The organism is Streptococcus sp. HMSC076C08 (genome assembly GCF_001810825.1).
Taxonomy (GTDB): domain Bacteria; phylum Bacillota; class Bacilli; order Lactobacillales; family Streptococcaceae; genus Streptococcus.
Genome location: NZ_KV802733.1, coordinates 17,590 through 36,009 on the forward strand (window position 1 = coordinate 17,590; position 18,420 = coordinate 36,009).

At 41.4% G+C, this 18,420-nt stretch carries 19 protein-coding genes; 18 read left to right on the forward strand and 1 reads right to left on the reverse strand.

Annotated features, from left to right (window positions below; genetic code table 11):
• Window positions 1-5: 5 nt before the first annotated feature.
• The 13 genes from HMPREF2766_RS05005 (at window position 6) to gap (ending at window position 13,559) form a co-directional block, all read left to right on the forward strand.
• On the forward strand, window positions 6-596 hold the full coding sequence (locus tag HMPREF2766_RS05005) for a class I SAM-dependent methyltransferase (RefSeq protein WP_070568126.1): 591 nt from the start codon (window positions 6-8) through the stop codon (window positions 594-596).
• A 58-nt stretch (window positions 597-654) separates the two neighbouring features.
• The gene (locus tag HMPREF2766_RS05010) at window positions 655-1,608 is read left to right on the forward strand and encodes a class I SAM-dependent methyltransferase (RefSeq protein ID WP_070568129.1); all 954 of its coding nucleotides are present in this window, start codon (window positions 655-657) and stop codon (window positions 1,606-1,608) included.
• Window positions 1,609-1,658: 50 nt separating this feature from the next.
• A complete protein-coding gene (locus tag HMPREF2766_RS05015; protein WP_070568132.1) occupies window positions 1,659-2,849 on the forward strand; it encodes an acetate kinase in 1,191 nt (396 codons plus the stop codon).
• A 149-nt stretch (window positions 2,850-2,998) separates the two neighbouring features.
• The gene (gene rnpA, locus HMPREF2766_RS05020; RefSeq protein WP_070568135.1) at window positions 2,999-3,370 is read left to right on the forward strand and encodes a ribonuclease P protein component; all 372 of its coding nucleotides are present in this window, start codon (window positions 2,999-3,001) and stop codon (window positions 3,368-3,370) included.
• The gene (locus HMPREF2766_RS05025; RefSeq protein WP_164497116.1) at window positions 3,345-4,172 is read left to right on the forward strand and encodes a membrane protein insertase YidC; all 828 of its coding nucleotides are present in this window, start codon (window positions 3,345-3,347) and stop codon (window positions 4,170-4,172) included. Before rnpA ends, HMPREF2766_RS05025 begins: the two co-directional genes overlap by 26 nt.
• Window positions 4,173-4,186: 14 nt before the next feature.
• The gene (gene jag, locus HMPREF2766_RS05030; RefSeq protein ID WP_070568138.1) at window positions 4,187-5,173 is read left to right on the forward strand and encodes an RNA-binding cell elongation regulator Jag/EloR; all 987 of its coding nucleotides are present in this window, start codon (window positions 4,187-4,189) and stop codon (window positions 5,171-5,173) included.
• Between the two features lie 55 nt (window positions 5,174-5,228).
• Window positions 5,229-5,852, forward strand: coding sequence for a ribonuclease P (locus HMPREF2766_RS05035; RefSeq protein WP_070568141.1), 624 nt, complete (start codon window positions 5,229-5,231; stop codon window positions 5,850-5,852).
• Window positions 5,853-5,969: 117 nt separating this feature from the next.
• On the forward strand, window positions 5,970-7,946 hold the full coding sequence (tkt, locus tag HMPREF2766_RS05040) for a transketolase (RefSeq protein WP_070568144.1): 1,977 nt from the start codon (window positions 5,970-5,972) through the stop codon (window positions 7,944-7,946).
• 128 nt (window positions 7,947-8,074) lie between these two features.
• Complete coding sequence (gene yajC / locus HMPREF2766_RS05045; protein WP_070568166.1) at window positions 8,075-8,395, forward strand: preprotein translocase subunit YajC; 321 nt, start codon at window positions 8,075-8,077, stop codon at window positions 8,393-8,395.
• A 47-nt stretch (window positions 8,396-8,442) separates the two neighbouring features.
• Window positions 8,443-8,886 carry a low molecular weight protein-tyrosine-phosphatase gene (locus tag HMPREF2766_RS05050; RefSeq protein ID WP_070568149.1) on the forward strand — a complete coding sequence of 148 codons (444 nt, stop codon included), beginning with the start codon at window positions 8,443-8,445 and terminating at the stop codon, window positions 8,884-8,886.
• Entirely contained in the window at window positions 8,873-9,286 is a 414-nt protein-coding gene (locus tag HMPREF2766_RS05055; RefSeq protein WP_042768788.1) for an MORN repeat-containing protein, read from the forward strand. The genes HMPREF2766_RS05050 and HMPREF2766_RS05055 overlap by 14 nt, the downstream gene beginning before the upstream one ends.
• Window positions 9,287-9,581: 295 nt before the next feature.
• Window positions 9,582-12,233, forward strand: a complete 2,652-nt coding sequence (gene adhE, locus HMPREF2766_RS05060; RefSeq protein ID WP_070568152.1) for a bifunctional acetaldehyde-CoA/alcohol dehydrogenase — start codon at window positions 9,582-9,584, stop codon at window positions 12,231-12,233.
• A gap of 318 nt (window positions 12,234-12,551) precedes the next feature.
• Window positions 12,552-13,559, forward strand: coding sequence for a type I glyceraldehyde-3-phosphate dehydrogenase (gene gap, locus HMPREF2766_RS05065; RefSeq protein WP_000260682.1), 1,008 nt, complete (start codon window positions 12,552-12,554; stop codon window positions 13,557-13,559).
• A gap of 66 nt (window positions 13,560-13,625) precedes the next feature.
• Here the strand turns inward: gap and HMPREF2766_RS05070 are convergent, their stop codons facing one another.
• Window positions 13,626-14,501: an RluA family pseudouridine synthase gene (locus tag HMPREF2766_RS05070; protein WP_083303881.1), complete on the reverse strand. Its 876-nt coding sequence runs from the start codon at window positions 14,499-14,501 to the stop codon at window positions 13,626-13,628.
• Window positions 14,502-14,587: 86 nt separating this feature from the next.
• Between HMPREF2766_RS05070 and pbp2a the strand changes: the two genes are divergently transcribed.
• The 5 genes from pbp2a to HMPREF2766_RS05095 all read left to right on the forward strand — a co-directional run bounded on the left by pbp2a (window position 14,588) and on the right by HMPREF2766_RS05095 (window position 18,362).
• The gene (pbp2a, locus tag HMPREF2766_RS05075; RefSeq protein ID WP_070568155.1) at window positions 14,588-16,783 is read left to right on the forward strand and encodes a penicillin-binding protein PBP2A; all 2,196 of its coding nucleotides are present in this window, start codon (window positions 14,588-14,590) and stop codon (window positions 16,781-16,783) included.
• Between the two features lie 52 nt (window positions 16,784-16,835).
• Entirely contained in the window at window positions 16,836-16,988 is a 153-nt protein-coding gene (gene rpmG, locus HMPREF2766_RS05080; RefSeq protein WP_001809375.1) for a 50S ribosomal protein L33, read from the forward strand.
• A 9-nt stretch (window positions 16,989-16,997) separates the two neighbouring features.
• Window positions 16,998-17,174, forward strand: a complete 177-nt coding sequence (gene secE, locus HMPREF2766_RS05085) for a preprotein translocase subunit SecE (protein ID WP_000505776.1) — start codon at window positions 16,998-17,000, stop codon at window positions 17,172-17,174.
• Window positions 17,175-17,231: 57 nt separating this feature from the next.
• Window positions 17,232-17,768, forward strand: a complete 537-nt coding sequence (nusG, locus tag HMPREF2766_RS05090; protein WP_000376732.1) for a transcription termination/antitermination protein NusG — start codon at window positions 17,232-17,234, stop codon at window positions 17,766-17,768.
• Between the two features lie 120 nt (window positions 17,769-17,888).
• Entirely contained in the window at window positions 17,889-18,362 is a 474-nt protein-coding gene (locus HMPREF2766_RS05095; RefSeq protein ID WP_070568158.1) for a transcriptional regulator, read from the forward strand.
• Window positions 18,363-18,420 lie beyond the last annotated feature (58 nt).

Genomic DNA, 18,420 nt, shown 5'->3' on the forward strand with positions numbered 1-18,420 from the left:
AAAGCATGAAACATGATTTTAATCACAAAGCAGAAACTTTTGATTCGCCCAAAAATATCTTTCTTGCAAATTTGGTTTGTCAAGTAGTTGAAAAACAGATTGCTCTTCTATCAGACAAGGAAATATTGGACTTTGGTGGTGGGACGGGTCTATTAGCTTTGCCCCTGGCCAAGCAGGCCAAGTCGGTTACCCTTGTGGACATCTCGGAGAAAATGCTGGAGCAAGCCCGTTTGAAAGCAGAGCAACAAGACATCAAGAATATCCAGTTTTTGGAGCAGGATTTACTGGCAAATCCCTTGGAGCAGCAATTTGACATAATTGTTGTCAGTCGAGTTCTTCATCATATGCCTGATCTAGATGCAACTCTTGCCATGTTTTACCATCACCTTAGGGAGAATGGACAAGTTCTCATCGCTGATTTTGTCAAGACAGATACCAACCATCATGGTTTTGATTTAGCTGAACTGGAAAATAAGTTAATTCAGCAGGTTTTTTCATCTGTGCATAGTCAGATTCTCTATAGCGCTGAAGAATTGTTTCAAGGAAATTATTCAGAACTCTTTTTAACAGTAGCCCAAAAATCACTCGCTGACTAAAGCAGTGATTTTTTCTCTTCAGATGGAAAAAAGGAGGGAAATTTGATAAGATAGGAATATGGATTTTGAAAAAATTGAACAAGCTTATACGTATTTACTAGAGAATGTCCATGTCATCCAAAGTGATTTGGTGACCAACTTTTATGATGCCTTGGTAGAGCAAAATAGTATCTATCTAGATGGCGAGACCGAACTAGAGCAGGTCAAGGAGAACAATCAAGCCCTTAAACGCTTAGCGCTTCGCAAGGAAGAGTGGCTCAAGACTTACCAATTTCTCTTGATGAAGGCAGGACAAACGGAACCTTTACAGGCCAATCACCAGTTTACACCAGATGCCATTTCCCTCCTCTTGGTACTTGTTGTAGAAGAGTTGCTTCATAAAGAGGAAATTAGCATCCTCGAAATAGGCTCTGGTATGGGCATTTTGGGGGCTACTTTCTTGACTTCTCTTGCTAAAAAAGTAGATTACTTGGGAATCGAAGTGGATGACTTGCTGATTGATTTGGCAGCCAGTATGGCAGATGTGATTGGTTTGCAGGCTGGTTTTGTCCAAGGAGATGCCGTTCGTCCGCAAATGCTTAAAGAAAGCGACGTGGTCATCAGCGACTTGCCTGTAGGCTATTACCCAGACGATGCCATCGCTTCTCGCTATCAAGTGGCTTCTAGTCAAGAGCATACCTATGCCCACCATTTGCTGATGGAACAAGGCCTCAAGTACCTTAAGTCAGATGGCTATGCTATTTTTCTAGCTCCGAGTGATTTATTGACCAGTCCTCAAAGTGAATTATTAAAAGGGTGGCTCAAAGATGAAGTGAGTCTGGCTGCTATCATCGCTCTGCCAGAGGATATTTTCTCAACTGCAAGCCAAGCTAAAAGTATTTTTGTCTTACAGAAGAAAAGAGACAAGGAAATAGAACCCTTTGTCTACCCTCTTACTAGCTTGCAAGATCCGTCAGTTCTGTTGACCTTTAAAGAAAATTTTCAAAATTGGAGCAAAGGTACTGAAATATAAAAGAGATTTTGTTATAATAGATGAAAACGCTTAAAAAGAGGTATCATCTTATGACAAAAACAATTGCAATCAATGCAGGAAGCTCAAGCTTGAAATGGCAACTTTATCAAATGCCTGAGGAAAAAGTTTTGGCTAAAGGCTTGATTGAACGTATTGGATTGAAAGATTCAATTTCAACAGTAAAATTTGACGGTCGTTCGGAGCAACAAATTCTTGATATTGAAGACCACACACAAGCCGTTAAAATTTTATTGGATGACTTGATTCGTTTTGACATTATCAAAGGGTACGATGAGATTACAGGTGTCGGCCACCGCGTCGTTGCAGGTGGTGAATATTTCAAGGAATCAACAGTTGTTGAGGGAGACGTGTTAGAAAAAGTTGAGGAATTGGGACTCTTGGCTCCCCTTCACAATCCAGCTAACGCAGCTGGAATTCGCGCATTTAAGGAATTGCTTCCAGATATTACCAGTGTTGTCGTATTTGATACCTCATTCCACACAACCATGCCAGAAAAGGCTTATCGCTACCCTCTACCAACTAAATATTACACAGACAACAAGGTTCGTAAATATGGTGCCCACGGGACAAGCCACCAGTTTGTCGCAGGAGAAGCAGCGAAACTTTTGGGCCGTCCTCTAGAAGATTTGAAATTGATTACCTGCCATATTGGTAACGGGGCTTCTATCACAGCTGTTAAGGGTGGGAAGTCTGTGGATACTTCTATGGGATTCACACCACTTGGCGGTGTGATGATGGGGACTCGTACAGGAGATATTGACCCTGCCATCATCCCTTATCTCATGCAATATACAGAGGATTTCAATACCCCTGAAGATATTAGTCGCATTCTCAATCGTGAATCAGGGCTCATGGGAGTTTCTGGTCAGTCAAGCGATATGCGTGATGTGATTGCTGCCATGGAAGCAGGAGATCATGATGCGACTTTAGCCTATGAAATGTATGTCGATCGTATCCAAAAACATATCGGCCAATACCTTGCAGTCCTAAATGGAGCAGATGCGATTATCTTCACAGCAGGTATCGGTGAAAATGCAGCTTTGGTTCGTGAGGATGTCATTTCAGGTATCTCTTGGTTTGGTTGTGATGTGGATCCAGAAAAGAACGTCTTTGGCGTAACGGGAGACATCTCAACTGATGCAGCGAAAATCCGTGTCTTGGTTATTCCAACAGATGAGGAATTGGTTATTGCTCGCGATGTTGAACGCTTGAAAAAATAAGTAAATACACATAAAATTTGATTGTGAAAAGAAGTTGGAAAAGAGATTTTCCAGCTTTTTTTATGTAGAAAATGTCTAAAACCTTGCTGTTATTGGCTTTTTCAAAAAATATGGTATAATAGTAGTAATTTAATAGATGGAGTTGAGTTTTGAAGAAAAGCTTTCGTGTAAAAAGAGAGAAAGATTTTAAAGCGATTTTCAAGGACGGAACAAGTTTTGCCAATCGAAAATTTGTTGTCTACCAATTGGAAAACCAGCAAAACCATTTTCGAGTAGGACTGTCCGTCAGCAAAAAGCTGGGGAATGCAGTTACCAGAAATCAAATCAAGAGACGAATCCGGCACATTCTACAAGGTGTAAAAGGGAGTTTAGTAGAGCATGTTGATTTTGTCGTGATTGCCCGAAAAGGGGTGGAAACCTTGGAATATGCAGAGATGGAGAAAAACCTACTCCACGTATTAAAGTTATCAAAGATTTACCAGGAAGGAAATGGGAGTGAAAAAGAAACTACAGTTGACTAGTTTGTTGGGCTTGTCCTTGTTTATCATGACAGCCTGTGCAACAAATGGTACAGCTAGCGATATAACAGCAGACTCGACAGACTTTTGGAGCAAATTCGTCTATTTTTTTGCTGAAATTATCCGCTTTTTGTCCTTTGACATTAGTATCGGAGTGGGGATTATCCTCTTCACGATTTTGATCCGGACGATTCTATTACCGGTCTTTCAGACACAGATGGTTGCCTCTAGAAAAATGCAAGAGGCTCAACCACGCATCAAGGCTTTGCGAGAGCAATATCCGGGTCGTGATATGGAAAGTAGAACCAAGCTAGACCAGGAGATGCGTAAGGTTTATAAAGAGTTAGGGATCAAACATTCATCCTCTCTCTGGCCGATTTTAATACAAATGCCGGTTCTCTTGGCGCTCTTTCAAGCCTTGAGTCGAGTAGACTTTTTGAAAACAGGTCACTTTTTATGGATTAATTTGGGAGGAGTGGATACAAGTTTTGTCCTTCCGATTTTGGCGGCAGTCTTTACCTTCTTGAGTAGCTGGTTATCGAATAAAGCTTTATCTGAAAAAAGTGGAGCTACGACAGGGATGATGTATGGTATGCCTGTATTGATCTTTGTTTTTGCCATCTCCGCCCCAAGTGGTGTAGCCTTGTACTGGGCTGTATCCAATGCTTACCAAGTTCTGCAAACCTATTTCTTGAACAATCCTTTCAAGATTATTGCTGAAAGAGAAGCAGTGGCGCAAGCAGAAAAAGATTTAGAAGGCAAGAAGAGAAAAGCCTTGAAAAAAGCACAGAAAAAGAAAAAATAAGGAGGAATCTGGTAATGGTATTATTTACAGGTTCAACGGTTGAAGAAGCAATCCAAAAAGGATTGAAAGAATTAGATATTCCAAGAATGAAGGCCCACATCAAGGTCGTTTCAAAAGAGAAAAAAGGATTCTTGGGCTTGTTTGGTAAGAAGCCAGCTCAAGTTGATATCGAAGCCATTAGTGAAACGACAGTGATCAAAGCCAATCAGCAGGCCATTAAAGGGGTTCCAAAAGAAGTCAATGAAAAAAATGAACCCGTGAAAACAGTAAGTGAAGCAACTGTTGATTTGGGGCATGTAGTTGAAGCGATTAAGAAGATTGAAGAAGAAGGTCAAGGTGTTTCTGAAGAGGTCAAGGCTGAAATCTTGAAAAATGAAAAGCATGCCAGCACGATTTTGGAAGAAACAGGCCATATTTCAATTTTAAATGAATTGGAACCAGAGGATACTACCGAGGAAGTGGGCTCTGCTCCAGAAAAAGAAACTGAAAGGCAGGAAGCAACAAGTCAATCTTTGGAAGATTTAGGCTTGAAAGTAGAACCAAGTTATGACATCGAACAGGTGGCAGCTGAAGTAGCTAGCTACGTTCAAACCATTGTGGATGATATGGATGTTGAAGGGACGATTTCAAGCGACTACAATCGCCGCACTATCAATCTTCAAATTGACACTAATGAACCAGGTCGTATTATCGGCTACCACGGAAAAGTCTTGAAAGCTCTTCAGTTGTTAGCGCAAAATTACCTTTACAACCGCTATTCAAGAACCTTCTACATCACAATCAATGTCAATGATTACGTTGAGCACCGTGCAGAAGTCTTGCAAACTTACGCTCAAAAATTGGCGACTCGCGTTTTAGAAGAAGGACGTAGCCAACAAACTGATCCAATGTCAAATAGCGAACGCAAGATTATCCATCGCATTATTTCGCGCATGGATGGCGTGACGAGTTACTCTGAGGGTGACGAACCAAATCGCTATGTTGTCGTAGATGCAGAATAAGCAAAGCAAAATCAGGTTCATCCTGATTTTTTGCTAGGAAAGGAAAGATTTAGATATGCTGAAAGCAGTTAGAGAATACCTATCATTTGCAGGAGTCCAGTACCGCAATCCTGATAAAGCTGGCGACGAAAGAGAAAAGATGTTGGACTTGCGGCAAAAAGGTCAAGAGGCTCGGAAGTCTTTTACAGAATTGGCCAAAATCTTTCAAGCAAGTCATCCAGAATGGCAACTGCAACAGACTAGTCAGTGGATGAACCAAGCGCAACGCTTGCGACCGCATTTCTGGGCATATTTACAGAGAGACGGACAAGTGACAGAACCTATGATGGCTCTTCGTTTATATGGAACACCTGCTAATTATGGGATTTCTTTGGAAGTCAGTTTCATCGAGCGCAAGAAAGACGAGCAGACTTTAGACAAGCAAGCCAAGGTTTTAGAACTTCCAGCGGTAGAAGGAATTTATTATCTAGTCTACTCAAATGGTGAAAGTCATAAGGTGGAGGCAACTGAGGAGAATCGTCGTACTTTACGCGAGAAGGTGAGAAGTCAGGAAGTCCGTAAAGTTTTGGTTAAGGCAGATGTTTCCTTCATTGCAAATCAGTCAGTAGAAGCGATATTGGAGAAGCTAGAAGAGGCTTATGCGCGCTTGCTCCCGTACTATGAGGTGACGAGGGAATAGAAAATCAAATGTGTTAGATGAGCGCAAATTGTTTTATTGCTATTCTATGCATTTTTTCATATAATAGTAAAATAGGATGTGTGATTCATTAATCACCTCAAAGAGAAAGGAAATTCTATGTCAAATCTATCTGTTAATGCAATTCGTTTTCTAGGTATTGACGCCATCAACAAAGCAAACTCAGGTCACCCAGGGGTGGTTATGGGGGCTGCTCCTATGGCCTATAGCCTCTTTACAAAGCAACTTCGTATCAATCCAGCTCAACCAAACTGGATCAACCGCGATCGCTTTATTCTTTCAGCAGGACACGGCTCAATGCTTCTTTATGCTCTTCTTCACCTCTCTGGTTTTGAAGATGTTAGCATGGATGAAGTCAAGAACTTCCGCCAATGGGGTTCCAAAACACCAGGTCACCCAGAATTTGGTCATACTGCAGGGGTTGACGCGACAACTGGTCCTCTAGGACAAGGGATTTCTACTGCTACTGGTTTTGCCCAAGCAGAACGCTTCTTAGCAGCCAAATATAACCGCGAAGGCTTCAATATCTTTGACCACTATACTTATGTGATCTGTGGAGACGGAGATTTGATGGAAGGTGTCTCAAGTGAGGCGGCTTCATACGCAGGCTTGCAAAAACTTGACAAGTTGGTGGTTCTTTATGATTCAAATGACATCAACTTGGATGGTGAGACAAAGGATTCTTTCACTGAAAGTGTTCGTGAGCGCTACAATGCCTACGGCTGGCATACAGCCTTGGTTGAAGATGGAACAGACTTGGAAGCAATCCATGCGGCTATCGAAGCTGCTAAAGCTTCAGGCAAACCATCTTTGATTGAAGTGAAGACTGTGATTGGATACGGTTCTCCAAACAAACAAGGAACTAATGCCGTACACGGTGCTCCTCTTGGAGCAGATGAAACTGCAGCAACTCGCCAAGCGCTCGGTTGGGACTATGAACCATTTGAAATCCCAGAACAAGTTTATGCTGATTTCAAAGAAAATGTTGCAGACCGTGGCGCGTCAGCTTATCAAGCTTGGACTAAATTAGTTGCTGACTATAAAGAAGCGCATCCAGAACTGGCTGCAGAAGTAGAAGCCATCATCGACGGACGTGATCCAGTTAAAGTTACTCCAGCAGACTTCCCAGCCTTAGAAAATGGTTTCTCTCAAGCAACTCGTAATTCAAGTCAAGATGCTTTGAATGTTGTAGCAGCTAAGCTACCAACCTTCCTAGGTGGATCAGCTGACCTCGCTCACTCAAACATGACTTATATTAAGACTGATGGACTTCAAGACGACGCTAATCGCTTGAACCGCAACATTCAGTTTGGTGTTCGTGAATTTGCAATGGGAACGATCTTGAACGGAATGGCCCTTCACGGTGGACTTCGTGTTTATGGTGGTACTTTCTTTGTCTTCTCTGACTATGTGAAAGCAGCTGTCCGCTTGTCAGCCTTGCAAGGACTTCCTGTGACTTATGTCTTTACCCACGATTCAATCGCAGTTGGTGAAGATGGTCCAACGCACGAACCAGTTGAACACTTAGCAGGTCTCCGTGCTATGCCAAATCTGAATGTTTTCCGCCCAGCAGATGCGCGTGAAACTCAAGCGGCTTGGTACCTTGCCGTGACAAGCGAAAAAACACCAACTGCCCTTGTCTTGACACGTCAAAATTTGACTGTCGAAGAAGGAACAGACTTTGACAAAGTTGCGAAAGGTGCCTATGTTGTCTATGAAAATGCAGCAGACTTTGATACAATTTTGATTGCAACAGGTTCAGAGGTGAATTTGGCGGTCGCAGCTGCCAAAGAATTGGCTAGCCAAGGTGCAAAAGTCCGTGTAGTCAGCATGCCATCAACAGATGTCTTTGACGTACAAGATGCAGCTTACAAGGAAGAAATTCTTCCAAATGCAGTTCGCCGTCGTGTTGCGGTCGAAATGGGAGCAACTCAAAACTGGTACAAGTATGTTGGTCTTGATGGTGCAGTTCTCGGTATTGATACCTTCGGAGCATCTGCCCCAGCACCAAAAGTATTGGCAGAGTATGGATTTACAGTTGAAAATCTAGTCAAAGTCGTTCAAAACTTGAAATAATCACAAAAATCAGAGTGAAAACTCTGATTTTTTATAACCATAAAAACAAGGCACAATCTTGTAAAAGTAGCTGAAATTTGATATAGTAGTCCTATGTAAAATACAAAGGAGAAAATACTATGGAAAATATTAGTCCAAATTTAACATTTTTGATCATGCTTGTAGGTATGTTTGCCTTGATGTTCTTTATGCAACGTTCTCAAAAGAAACAAGCACAAAAGCGTATGGAAAGCTTGAACAAGCTTCAAAAAGGCTATGAAGTCATTACAATTGGTGGGCTTTACGGAACAGTGGATGAAGTAGATACTGAGAAAGGTACAATCGTACTGGATGTAGATGGCGTTTATTTGACTTTTGAATTGGCTGCGATTAAGACCGTTTTGCCACTCAAAGAAGCTGCGACACCAGAAGGAACAGTTGTTGACGAAGGCGGAGCAATCGAAGAATAAAACGGGACCTGTCACTCCCGTTTTTCTATGAGATGAGAGGAAAAGGGATGAAAAAAATAGTATTTGTTTGCTTAGGAAATATTTGCCGAAGTCCCATGGCAGAGTTTGTGATGAAGTCCATGACGAGCGCTTACCAAGTCGAGAGTCGTGCAACGTCATCATGGGAACATGGCAATCCGATTCATAAGGGAACGCAAGGAATTTTCCAGCAATATCAGATCCCGTATGACAAAGATAAAACATCGCTTCAGATTGGCAGAGAAGACTTTGAATCGTTTGATTACATTATCGGTATGGATGCTTCAAACGTTTCAGATTTGTGTCACATGTGCCCTCAGGAACTACAGTACAAAATCTACTCTTTTGCATCTGAAAGTGTCCCAGATCCTTGGTATACAGGAAATTTTGAGGAAACCTATGCTCGTATCACAAGTGGATGTCAAAGCTGGCTGGATCGATTAGAAAATGAGAGTAACAATGGAAAAGCTTAAACAATTTTATGAAAAGGGTAGAGTTTACCTAACTCGTCCTAGGTTAGAGCTCATTGCAGTAGTTGTAATGGTACTCTGTGCTCTTTCGGTATTTCTGCTAAATATGCCTAAAAAGGGTGTCTTGACACTTGATGGTGGAGCTCTTGTTTATGATGGCACCTTGGTACGAGGGAAAATGAATGGTCAAGGAACCCTGACCTTTGAAAACGGAGACCAATATACAGGTGATTTCAATAATGGAGCCTTTAATGGAAAAGGGACTTTCCAATCAAAAGATGGCTGGAAATACGAAGGTGATTTTGTAAATGGTCAGGCTGAAGGTCAAGGGAAGTTGACTACAGAGCAAGAAGTTGTTTATGAAGGGACCTTTAAACAAGGCGTTTTTCAACAAAAACAGTAGTCTCCAAGTTAGGAGACTATTTTCAAAATCTAAAAAGAAAACGCTTTCTGTGCTTAAATTCGGTAAATAACTCTCAACTAGAAAAACTTTGTGAAATAAAAAAATTTTCTCCATAATTTCACAATCATCCAAGCAAAACTCTGTCGCGTAGCTATATTGAGAAAAAAATCACAATCTCAGGAAATTTCTTTGTGAAATGTTTATGAAACTGTTTACAAAGCATAAAAAAAGAGTTATAATAAACTTGTGAAAAAATTAACAAAGGATAAAATCCTTAAAGGCTATGGAGGATAATATGGCTGATAAAAAAACAGTAACACCAGAGGAAAAACAACTTGCTGCTGAAAAGCATGTCGATGGTCTCGTGAAAAAAGCCTTGGTTGCGCTTGATGAAATGCGCAAGTTGAACCAAGAGCAAGTTGACTACATCGTGGCAAAAGCTTCGGTTGCAGCACTTGACGCGCACGGTATCCTTGCACAACATGCAGTTGAAGAAACTGGTCGTGGAGTATTTGAAGACAAGGCGACAAAAAATCTATTTGCCTGCGAGCACGTAGTGAACAATATGCGTGGAGTTAAAACAGTTGGAGTTATCGAAGATGATCCAATTACAGGTTTGACAAAGATTGCGGAGCCTGTCGGTGTAATCTGTGGTGTCACTCCGACAACAAACCCAACTTCAACAGCGATTTTCAAATCCTTGATTGCTTTGAAAACACGTAATCCAATCGTGTTTGCCTTCCACCCATCAGCTCAAGAATCTTCTGCTCACGCAGCACAAATCGTTCGTGATGCAGCTATTGCGGCTGGAGCACCTGAAAACTGTGTTCAATGGATTACAGAACCATCTATGGAAGCAACTGGAGCGCTTATGAACCACGAAGGTGTTGCAACTATCCTTGCAACTGGTGGTAATGCCATGGTTAAAGCTGCATACTCATGTGGAAAACCAGCTCTTGGGGTAGGTGCCGGAAACGTTCCTGCCTATGTAGAAAAATCTGCTGACCTTCGTCAAGCTGCTCATGACATTGTGATGTCTAAGTCATTTGATAATGGGATGGTCTGTGCATCAGAACAAGCCGTTATCATTGATAAAGAAGTGTATGACGAGTTTGTAGAAGAATTCAAATCATATCACACTTACTTTGTAAACAAGAAAGAAAAAGCACTTCTTGAAGAATTCTGTTTCGGTGTAAAAGCTAATAGCAAAAACTGTGCAGGTGCTAAACTAAATGCAAACATCGTTGGTAAACCAGCAGCATGGATTGCTGAACAAGCAGGATTTAGTGTTCCAGAAGGAACAAACATCTTGGCTGCGGAATGTGCAGAAGTAGGACCGAAAGAACCATTGACTCGTGAAAAATTGTCACCAGTTATCGCTGTCCTAAAAGCTGAAGACACAGAAGACGGTCTTACAAAAGCTCGTCAAATGGTTGAGTTTAACGGACTTGGTCACTCAGCAGCCATCCATACAAAAGACGAAGCTCTTGCTAAACGCTTTGGTACAGAAATTAAAGCAATGCGTATTATCTGGAACTCTCCATCTACTTTCGGTGGTATCGGTGACGTATACAATGCCTTCATTCCATCATTGACACTTGGATGTGGTTCATATGGACACAACTCAGTCGGTGATAACGTGAGTGCGATCAACCTTCTAAACATCAAGAAAGTAGGGAAACGTAGAAATAATATGCAGTGGTTTAAAGTTCCTTCAAAAATTTACTTCGAACGCAATTCTATCCAATACCTTCAAACATGTGAAGATATTGAACGCGTTATGATTGTTACAGACAAATCGATCGAAAAACTTGGTTTTGTTCAACGCATTATTGACCAATTGAACAAACGCAGCAACCGTGTAACTGTCCAAGTCTTCTCAGACGTTGAACCAGACCCAGATATCACAACTGTAGAACGTGGTACTGAAGTAATGAGAGCATTTGAACCAGACACAATCATCGCTCTTGGTGGTGGTTCTCCAATGGACGCGGCCAAAGTAATGTGGCTCTTCTACGAACAACCACAAATCGACTTCCGTGACTTGGTTCAAAAATTCATGGACATCCGTAAACGTGCCTTCCGCTTCCCATCACTTGGTAAGAAAGCGAAATACATTGGTATTCCAACAACTTCAGGTACAGGTTCAGAAGTAACACCATTTGCCGTTATCTCTGATAAGAAAAACAATCGTAAATACCCATTGGCTGACTACTCATTGACACCAACTATTGCGATTGTTGACCCTGCTTTGGTTGAGTCAGTTCCAGACTTCATCGCTGCGGATACAGGTATGGACGTCTTGACTCACGCGACTGAAGCTTACACTTCAAACTTCGCTAACGACTATACAGACGGTATCGCCCTTCAAACAATCAAACTTGTCTTTGAATGGTTGGAAAAATCTGTTAAGACAGCTGATCCAGAAGCTCGCGAAAAAATGCACAATGCATCTACAATGGCTGGTATGGCCTTTGCCAATGCCTTCCTTGGTATGAGCCACTCAATGGCCCACAAGATCGGTGCGGTTCACCATACTGTTCACGGACGTACAAACGCAATCTTGCTTCCATACGTTATCCGTTACAATGGTACTCGCCCATCTAAGACGACTACATGGCCTAAGTATAACTACTGGAAAGCTGACGAAAAATTCCAAGATATTGCTAGAATGCTTGGATTGCCTCACTCAACTCCAGAAGAAGCAGTTGAAGCATACGCTAAAGCTGTTTACGAACTTGGTGTTGCAGTAGGTATCAAGATGAACTTCAAGGATCAAGGAATCGATGAAAAAGCTTGGAAAGACAGCTTGCATGAAATTGCCTTGCTTGCTTATGAAGACCAATGTTCACCTGCTAACCCTCGCTTGCCAATGGTAGCTGACATGGAAGAAATCATGGCAGATGCTTACTATGGTTATGCAGAACGACCAGGACGTCGCAAATAATTGTTTATCAGCCTAGAGACAGGAGAAATTCTGTCTCTTTTTTGTAAACTCTGAAAGCGTTGAAATTGGAGTTTCACCTTGAAATGAAGAGGATATGCAGATATTATAAAAGATTCTAGAGATATGCTTTGAAAATAAAAGAATGGATGAATAAAAAGGGGGAGAAAAAGTAGAAAAGCAGGAGAGAAAATCAACGCCCGTACTTGCAATTAAACTCAAATAGTTATATAATAGGTTTGTTGAAAGGTGATTTGTAGTGATTCAAGTTACTCTTTTCACAATAAAATTTTCATGATTTTCATAAGGAGGAAATCACTAATGGTAGTTAAAGTTGGTATTAACGGTTTCGGACGTATCGGTCGTCTTGCTTTCCGCCGTATCCAAAACGTAGAAGGTGTTGAAGTTACTCGCATCAACGACCTTACAGATCCAGTTATGCTTGCACACTTGTTGAAATACGACACAACTCAAGGTCGTTTCGACGGTACTGTAGAAGTTAAAGAAGGTGGTTTCGAAGTTAACGGTAAATTCGTTAAAGTTTCTGCTGAACGTGATCCAGAACAAATCGACTGGGCTACTGACGGTGTAGAAATCGTTCTTGAAGCAACTGGTTTCTTTGCTAAGAAAGATGCAGCTGAAAAACACCTTAAAGGTGGAGCTAAGAAAGTTGTTATCACTGCTCCTGGTGGAAACGACGTTAAAACAGTTGTATTTAACACTAACCACGACGTTCTTGATGGTACTGAAACAGTTATCTCAGGTGCTTCATGTACTACAAACTGCTTGGCTCCAATGGCTAAAGCTCTTCAAGATAACTTCGGTGTTGTAGAAGGATTGATGACTACTATCCACGCTTACACTGGTGACCAAATGATCCTTGACGGACCACACCGTGGTGGTGACCTTCGCCGTGCTCGCGCTGGTGCTGCAAACATCGTTCCTAACTCAACTGGTGCTGCTAAAGCTATCGGTCTTGTAATCCCAGAATTGAATGGTAAACTTGACGGATCTGCACAACGTGTTCCAACTCCAACTGGATCAGTTACTGAATTGGTAGCAGTTCTTGAAAAGAACGTTACTGTCGATGAAGTAAACGCAGCTATGAAAGCAGCTTCAAACGAATCATACGGTTACACAGAAGATCCAATCGTATCTTCAGATATCGTAGGTATGTCTTACGGTTCATTGTTTGACGCAACTCAAACTAAAGTTCTTGACGTTGACGGTAAACAATTGGTTAAAGTTGTATCATGGTACGACAACGAAATGTCATACACTGCACAACTTGTACGTACTCTTGAATACTTCGCAAAAATCGCTAAATAATTCTTGAGTCAATAAAAGCAAGACCTTCCGGTCTTGCTTTTTTGTATAGAAAAATGGATGATAGTGTCATCCATTTTGTTTTAATTCTGTTTCGAAAGTATCCGAGAGGGCAGTAAAACTCAATTGTTCTAAGGTGAGTGGATGGGTAAAGGAAAGTCGAAAGGCGTGGAGCATAAGCCGATTTGTCTTTGATTTACTATTATAGAGAGGATCGCCTAGGATAGGGTGCTTATGGTGAGAAAGGTGAACACGGATTTGATGCGTTCGACCGGTCTTTAGTTTGCAACGAACTAAGGAAGTTTTGTTTGGGAATTGCTTTAATCTGCTTACCTGAGTTTCGGCATGTTGCCCACTTTTGGAATCTACCACTCGTTTTCTGCGATCGTGTCGATCACGACCAATTTTATCTCGGAAGATAAGTTCTTTGTTCCCTACTTGCCCCTCTACGAGTGCCCAGTACTCACGAGCAATTTTCTTTTTTTCCAACAAACGATTGAGAATGGGAAGGATAAAAGGATTTTTAGCAAAAAGTACTAAACCGCTTGTTTCCATATCCAGGCGATGAACGACATAGCAGGTTTGGCCAACGTGTGCAGAGACATGGTTGAGAAGGGCAATTTCATCAGGTTGATTGCCGTGTGTTTTTATGCCTTCTGGTTTATTGACAACAATGAGATGTTGATCTTGATAAACTTCTTGAACGAGGTCTGGGTTTCCCCAAAGGATTTCTTTTGGGGGATAATCTTCCTCGTCAAAAGTCAACTGGCAAATGTCACCTGGTTTGACCATCTCGTTCCAGTGAACTTCTTTGTGGTTCATTAAGATGTTCTTCTTTGTTCTCAAAAAATGACGGATTTTTCTAGGGATAAGGAGTTGTTCCTCTAGGAATTGCTTGACCGTCATTTGAGGCAAGGATTCGGGTAGTGTAAATGTGAATTGCATACAGATATTGTAACAAAAAAAGCCCTATTTGGATAGGGAGTAGCTAAATTCTTGAGTTCCTATGGTGAAGATGATAAAATAAACGCATGAAATTAGATAAATTATTTGAGAAATTTCTTTCTCTCTTTAAAAAAGAAACGAATGAATCCGCGGAGTCTGATTCGACTAGCATGCGTCGTTCACGGAGCGATAGAAAAAAATTGTCCCAAGTAGGCCCGATTCGGAAATTTTGGCGTCGTTATCATCTGACAAAAATCGTCATCATTTTAGGGTTAAGTGCAGGTTTGCTAGTAGGAACCTACCTATTTGCGATAGCCAAGTCTACCAATGTCAATGACTTACAAAATGCCTTGAAAACGCGAACTCTGATTTTTGACCGCGAAGAAAAAGAGGCAGGCGCCCTATCCGGTCAAAAGGGGACCTATGTTGAGCTGACAGATATTAGTAAAGACTTGCAGAATGCTGTCGTCGCGACAGAGGACCGTTCCTTCTATAAAAATGACGGGATTAACTATGGTCGTTTCTTCCTAGCTATTGTCACAGCAGGTCGTTCTGGAGGTGGTTCTACCATCACCCAACAGTTGGCGAAAAATGCCTATCTGTCTCAGGACCAAACCGTTGAACGGAAGGCCAAGGAGTTTTTCCTAGCTTTAGAATTGACAAAAAAATACAGCAAGGAGCAAATCCTTACTATGTACCTCAATAACGCCTACTTTGGAAATGGGGTATGGGGTGTTGAAGATGCAAGTAAGAAATATTTCGGTGTATCCGCTTCGCAACTAACGCTTGATCAGGCGGCGACTCTAGCAGGGATGCTCAAGGGACCAGAATTGTATAATCCATTAAATTCTGTTGAAACTTCGACCAACCGTAGGGATACTGTATTACAAAATATGGTTGCAGCGGGCTATATTGATAATAATCAAGAGACCGAAGCGGCTGGAGTAGATATGGCTTCTCAACTGCAAGATAAGTATGAAGGCAAAGTTTCGGATTATCGTTACCCGTCCTATTTTGATGCAGTTGTCAACGAAGCGGTTTCCAAGTACAATCTCACAGAAGAAGAGATTGTCAACAACGGCTATCGAATCTACACAGAGCTTGACCAAAACTACCAAGCAAACATGCAGGTTATTTACGAAAACACTTCGCTATTTCCAACAGCAGAAGACGGAACGCATGCCGAATCAGGTAGTGTCTCTCTAGAACCCAAGACTGGTGGAGTGCGTGGAGTTGTTGGTCGTGTAGCTGGGGATGACAAACCAGGCTTTCGTAATTTTAACTATGCCACTCAGTCTAAACGTAGCCCAGGCTCAACCATTAAACCTTTAGTCGTTTATACACCTGCAGTAGAAGCGGGATGGGCCTTGAACAAGCAACTGGATAATCATACGATGCAGTACAACAGTTATCAAGTAGACAACTATGCGGGCATTAAGACATCTCCAGAAGTACCTATGTATCAGGCCTTGGCGGAATCACTCAACCTACCGGCAGTTGCGACTGTAAATGAATTAGGTATTGACAAAGCTTTTGACGCTGGGGAGAGATTTGGCCTGAATATGGAAAAAGTTGACCGAGTTCTTGGAGTTGCTCTTGGTGGAGGTGTGGAGACGAATCCTCTCCAGATGGCGCAAGCCTATGCAGCCTTTGCCAATGGAGGTCTAATGCCTGAAGCTCATTTCATCACTCGTATTGAGAATGCCAGCGGTCAGGTCATAAAGAGTCATAAAAATTCCCAAAAACGAGTGATTGATAAGTCGGTAGCTGATAAAATGACCAGTATGATGCTAGGAACATTTACCAATGGTACAGGAATTAGTTCGTCACCAGCGGATTACGTTATGGCTGGTAAAACAGGTACGACTGAAGCTGTTTTCAACCCAGAATATACCAGTGACCAGTGGGTGATTGGCTATACTCCAGATGTTGTAATCAGCCACTGGCTCGGTTTCCCAACAACAGATGAGAGTCATTATCTAGCAGGTTCGACCTCAAATGGAGCAGCCCATGTCTTTAGAAGTATGGCTAATACCATTTTGCCCCACACTCCAGGTAGCACTTTTACAGTTGAGAATGCTTATAAACAAAATGGGATTGAACCAGAAAATACGAAAAAGCAGGTTGCTGAGAATGAGACAAACCAGTCTGAGGATCCGATAGGAGATATTCGTAGTCGTGCTCAAAATCTTGTAGATGAAGCAGGTCGGGCGATTTCAGAAGCCAAGATAAAAGAAAAAGCCCAGACAATATGGGACTCAATCCTTAATCTATTTCGTTAAGAGGCTTGTCAAAGCCTAGGTTTCTTGTTATAATAGATAAGATGGAGGCGTTATGGCACTAAAAAAAGCAAGCCTAGCTTGTGCAGTTTGTGGTTCAAGGAATTACTCAATCAAAATTAGTGGGAACCCCAAGCCAACACGACTAGAAGTAAATAAATTTTGTAAACATTGTGGAAAATATACGACACATAGAGAAACGAGATAGGAGAGAACGATGGGTTTTATTAAGGATATTTTTAAACTTCTTAAAGAAACAACTTGGCCAACTCGCAAAGAAAGCTGGAGAGATTTTCGCTCTATTATGGAATACACAGCCTTCTTTGTGGTCATCATTTACATTTTTGACCAGTTGATTGTTTCAGGTTTGATTCGATTTATTAACATTTTTTAGAAGAGAAGCGGAGAACTTCTGCTAACTTTCTTCTATATATGTATGAAAGGAAATATCATGGATAGTTTTGACAAGGGATGGTTTGTTCTACAAACTTATTCTGGCTATGAAAATAAGGTAAAAGAAAATCTATTGCAACGTGCGCAAACATATAACATGTTGGATAATATTCTACGCGTTGAAATTCCAACACAAACCGTGCAAGTTGAGAAAAATGGAAAGAAAAAGGAAGTTGAAGAGAATCGCTTTCCAGGTTATGTCCTTGTGGAAATGGTCATGACAGATGAAGCATGGTTCGTTGTTCGAAACACACCTAATGTAACAGGATTCGTCGGCTCACACGGGAACAGATCAAAACCAACTCCACTATTGGAACAAGAAATCCGTGATATCTTGGTTTCAATGGGACAAACTGTTCAAGAGTTTGATATTGATGTTGAAGTTGGTCAGACAGTCCGCATCATTGATGGCGCTTTTGCAGACTACACAGGTAAAATTACTGAAATTGATAACAATAAAGTGAAGATGATTATCTCTATGTTTGGTAATGATACGATTGCAGAAGTGAACCTCAACCAAATTGCAGAATTATAACCCCAGAGAGGCTTTGCCTCTCTTTTTATGTGCCGTTGAGGAAGGAAGAAGTATAAAACAGAGGAAGTAGACCCATGGGCTCGCGCATTTTGCTAAACTAAATGCAGAAAGGAGAGGTCTATGAATCTAAAAGACTTATATGAAGAAAGTAAGGGAATTGTCCATAAGTGTCGCAAAGATTATCATTTGCATCTGTGGGAGAAAGAGGACTGGGATCAAGAAGGCATGTTATGCCTATATGAGCTGGTGACTCGCAACCCAGAGTTACTAGAGGGCGAGCGCCATCAACTTTATGTTTGCTTTAAAACAAAATTTAGAAATCGTATTCTAGATTACATCCGTAAGCAGGAAAGTCACAAGCGTCGTTTCGACAAAGAACCCTATGAAGAGGTGAGTGAGATTAGCCACCGTCTAGGAGAAAAAGGACTCAGGCTGGACGATTATTATCTTTTTCACGAACTTCTAAAGAATTACAAATCAAAGCAGAGTATGGAAAAACAAGAGCTAATAGATCGTCTAATAGGAGGAGAAGTCTTTAGAGGACGGAAAGCTCTTCTGAGAGAACTTTCCCTTATCTTTTCAGAATTTCGATAAAGAAGAAAAAAGTTCTTGACAAAGGCGGAAAAGTAGGTATAATAGAAAGAGTTGAAAA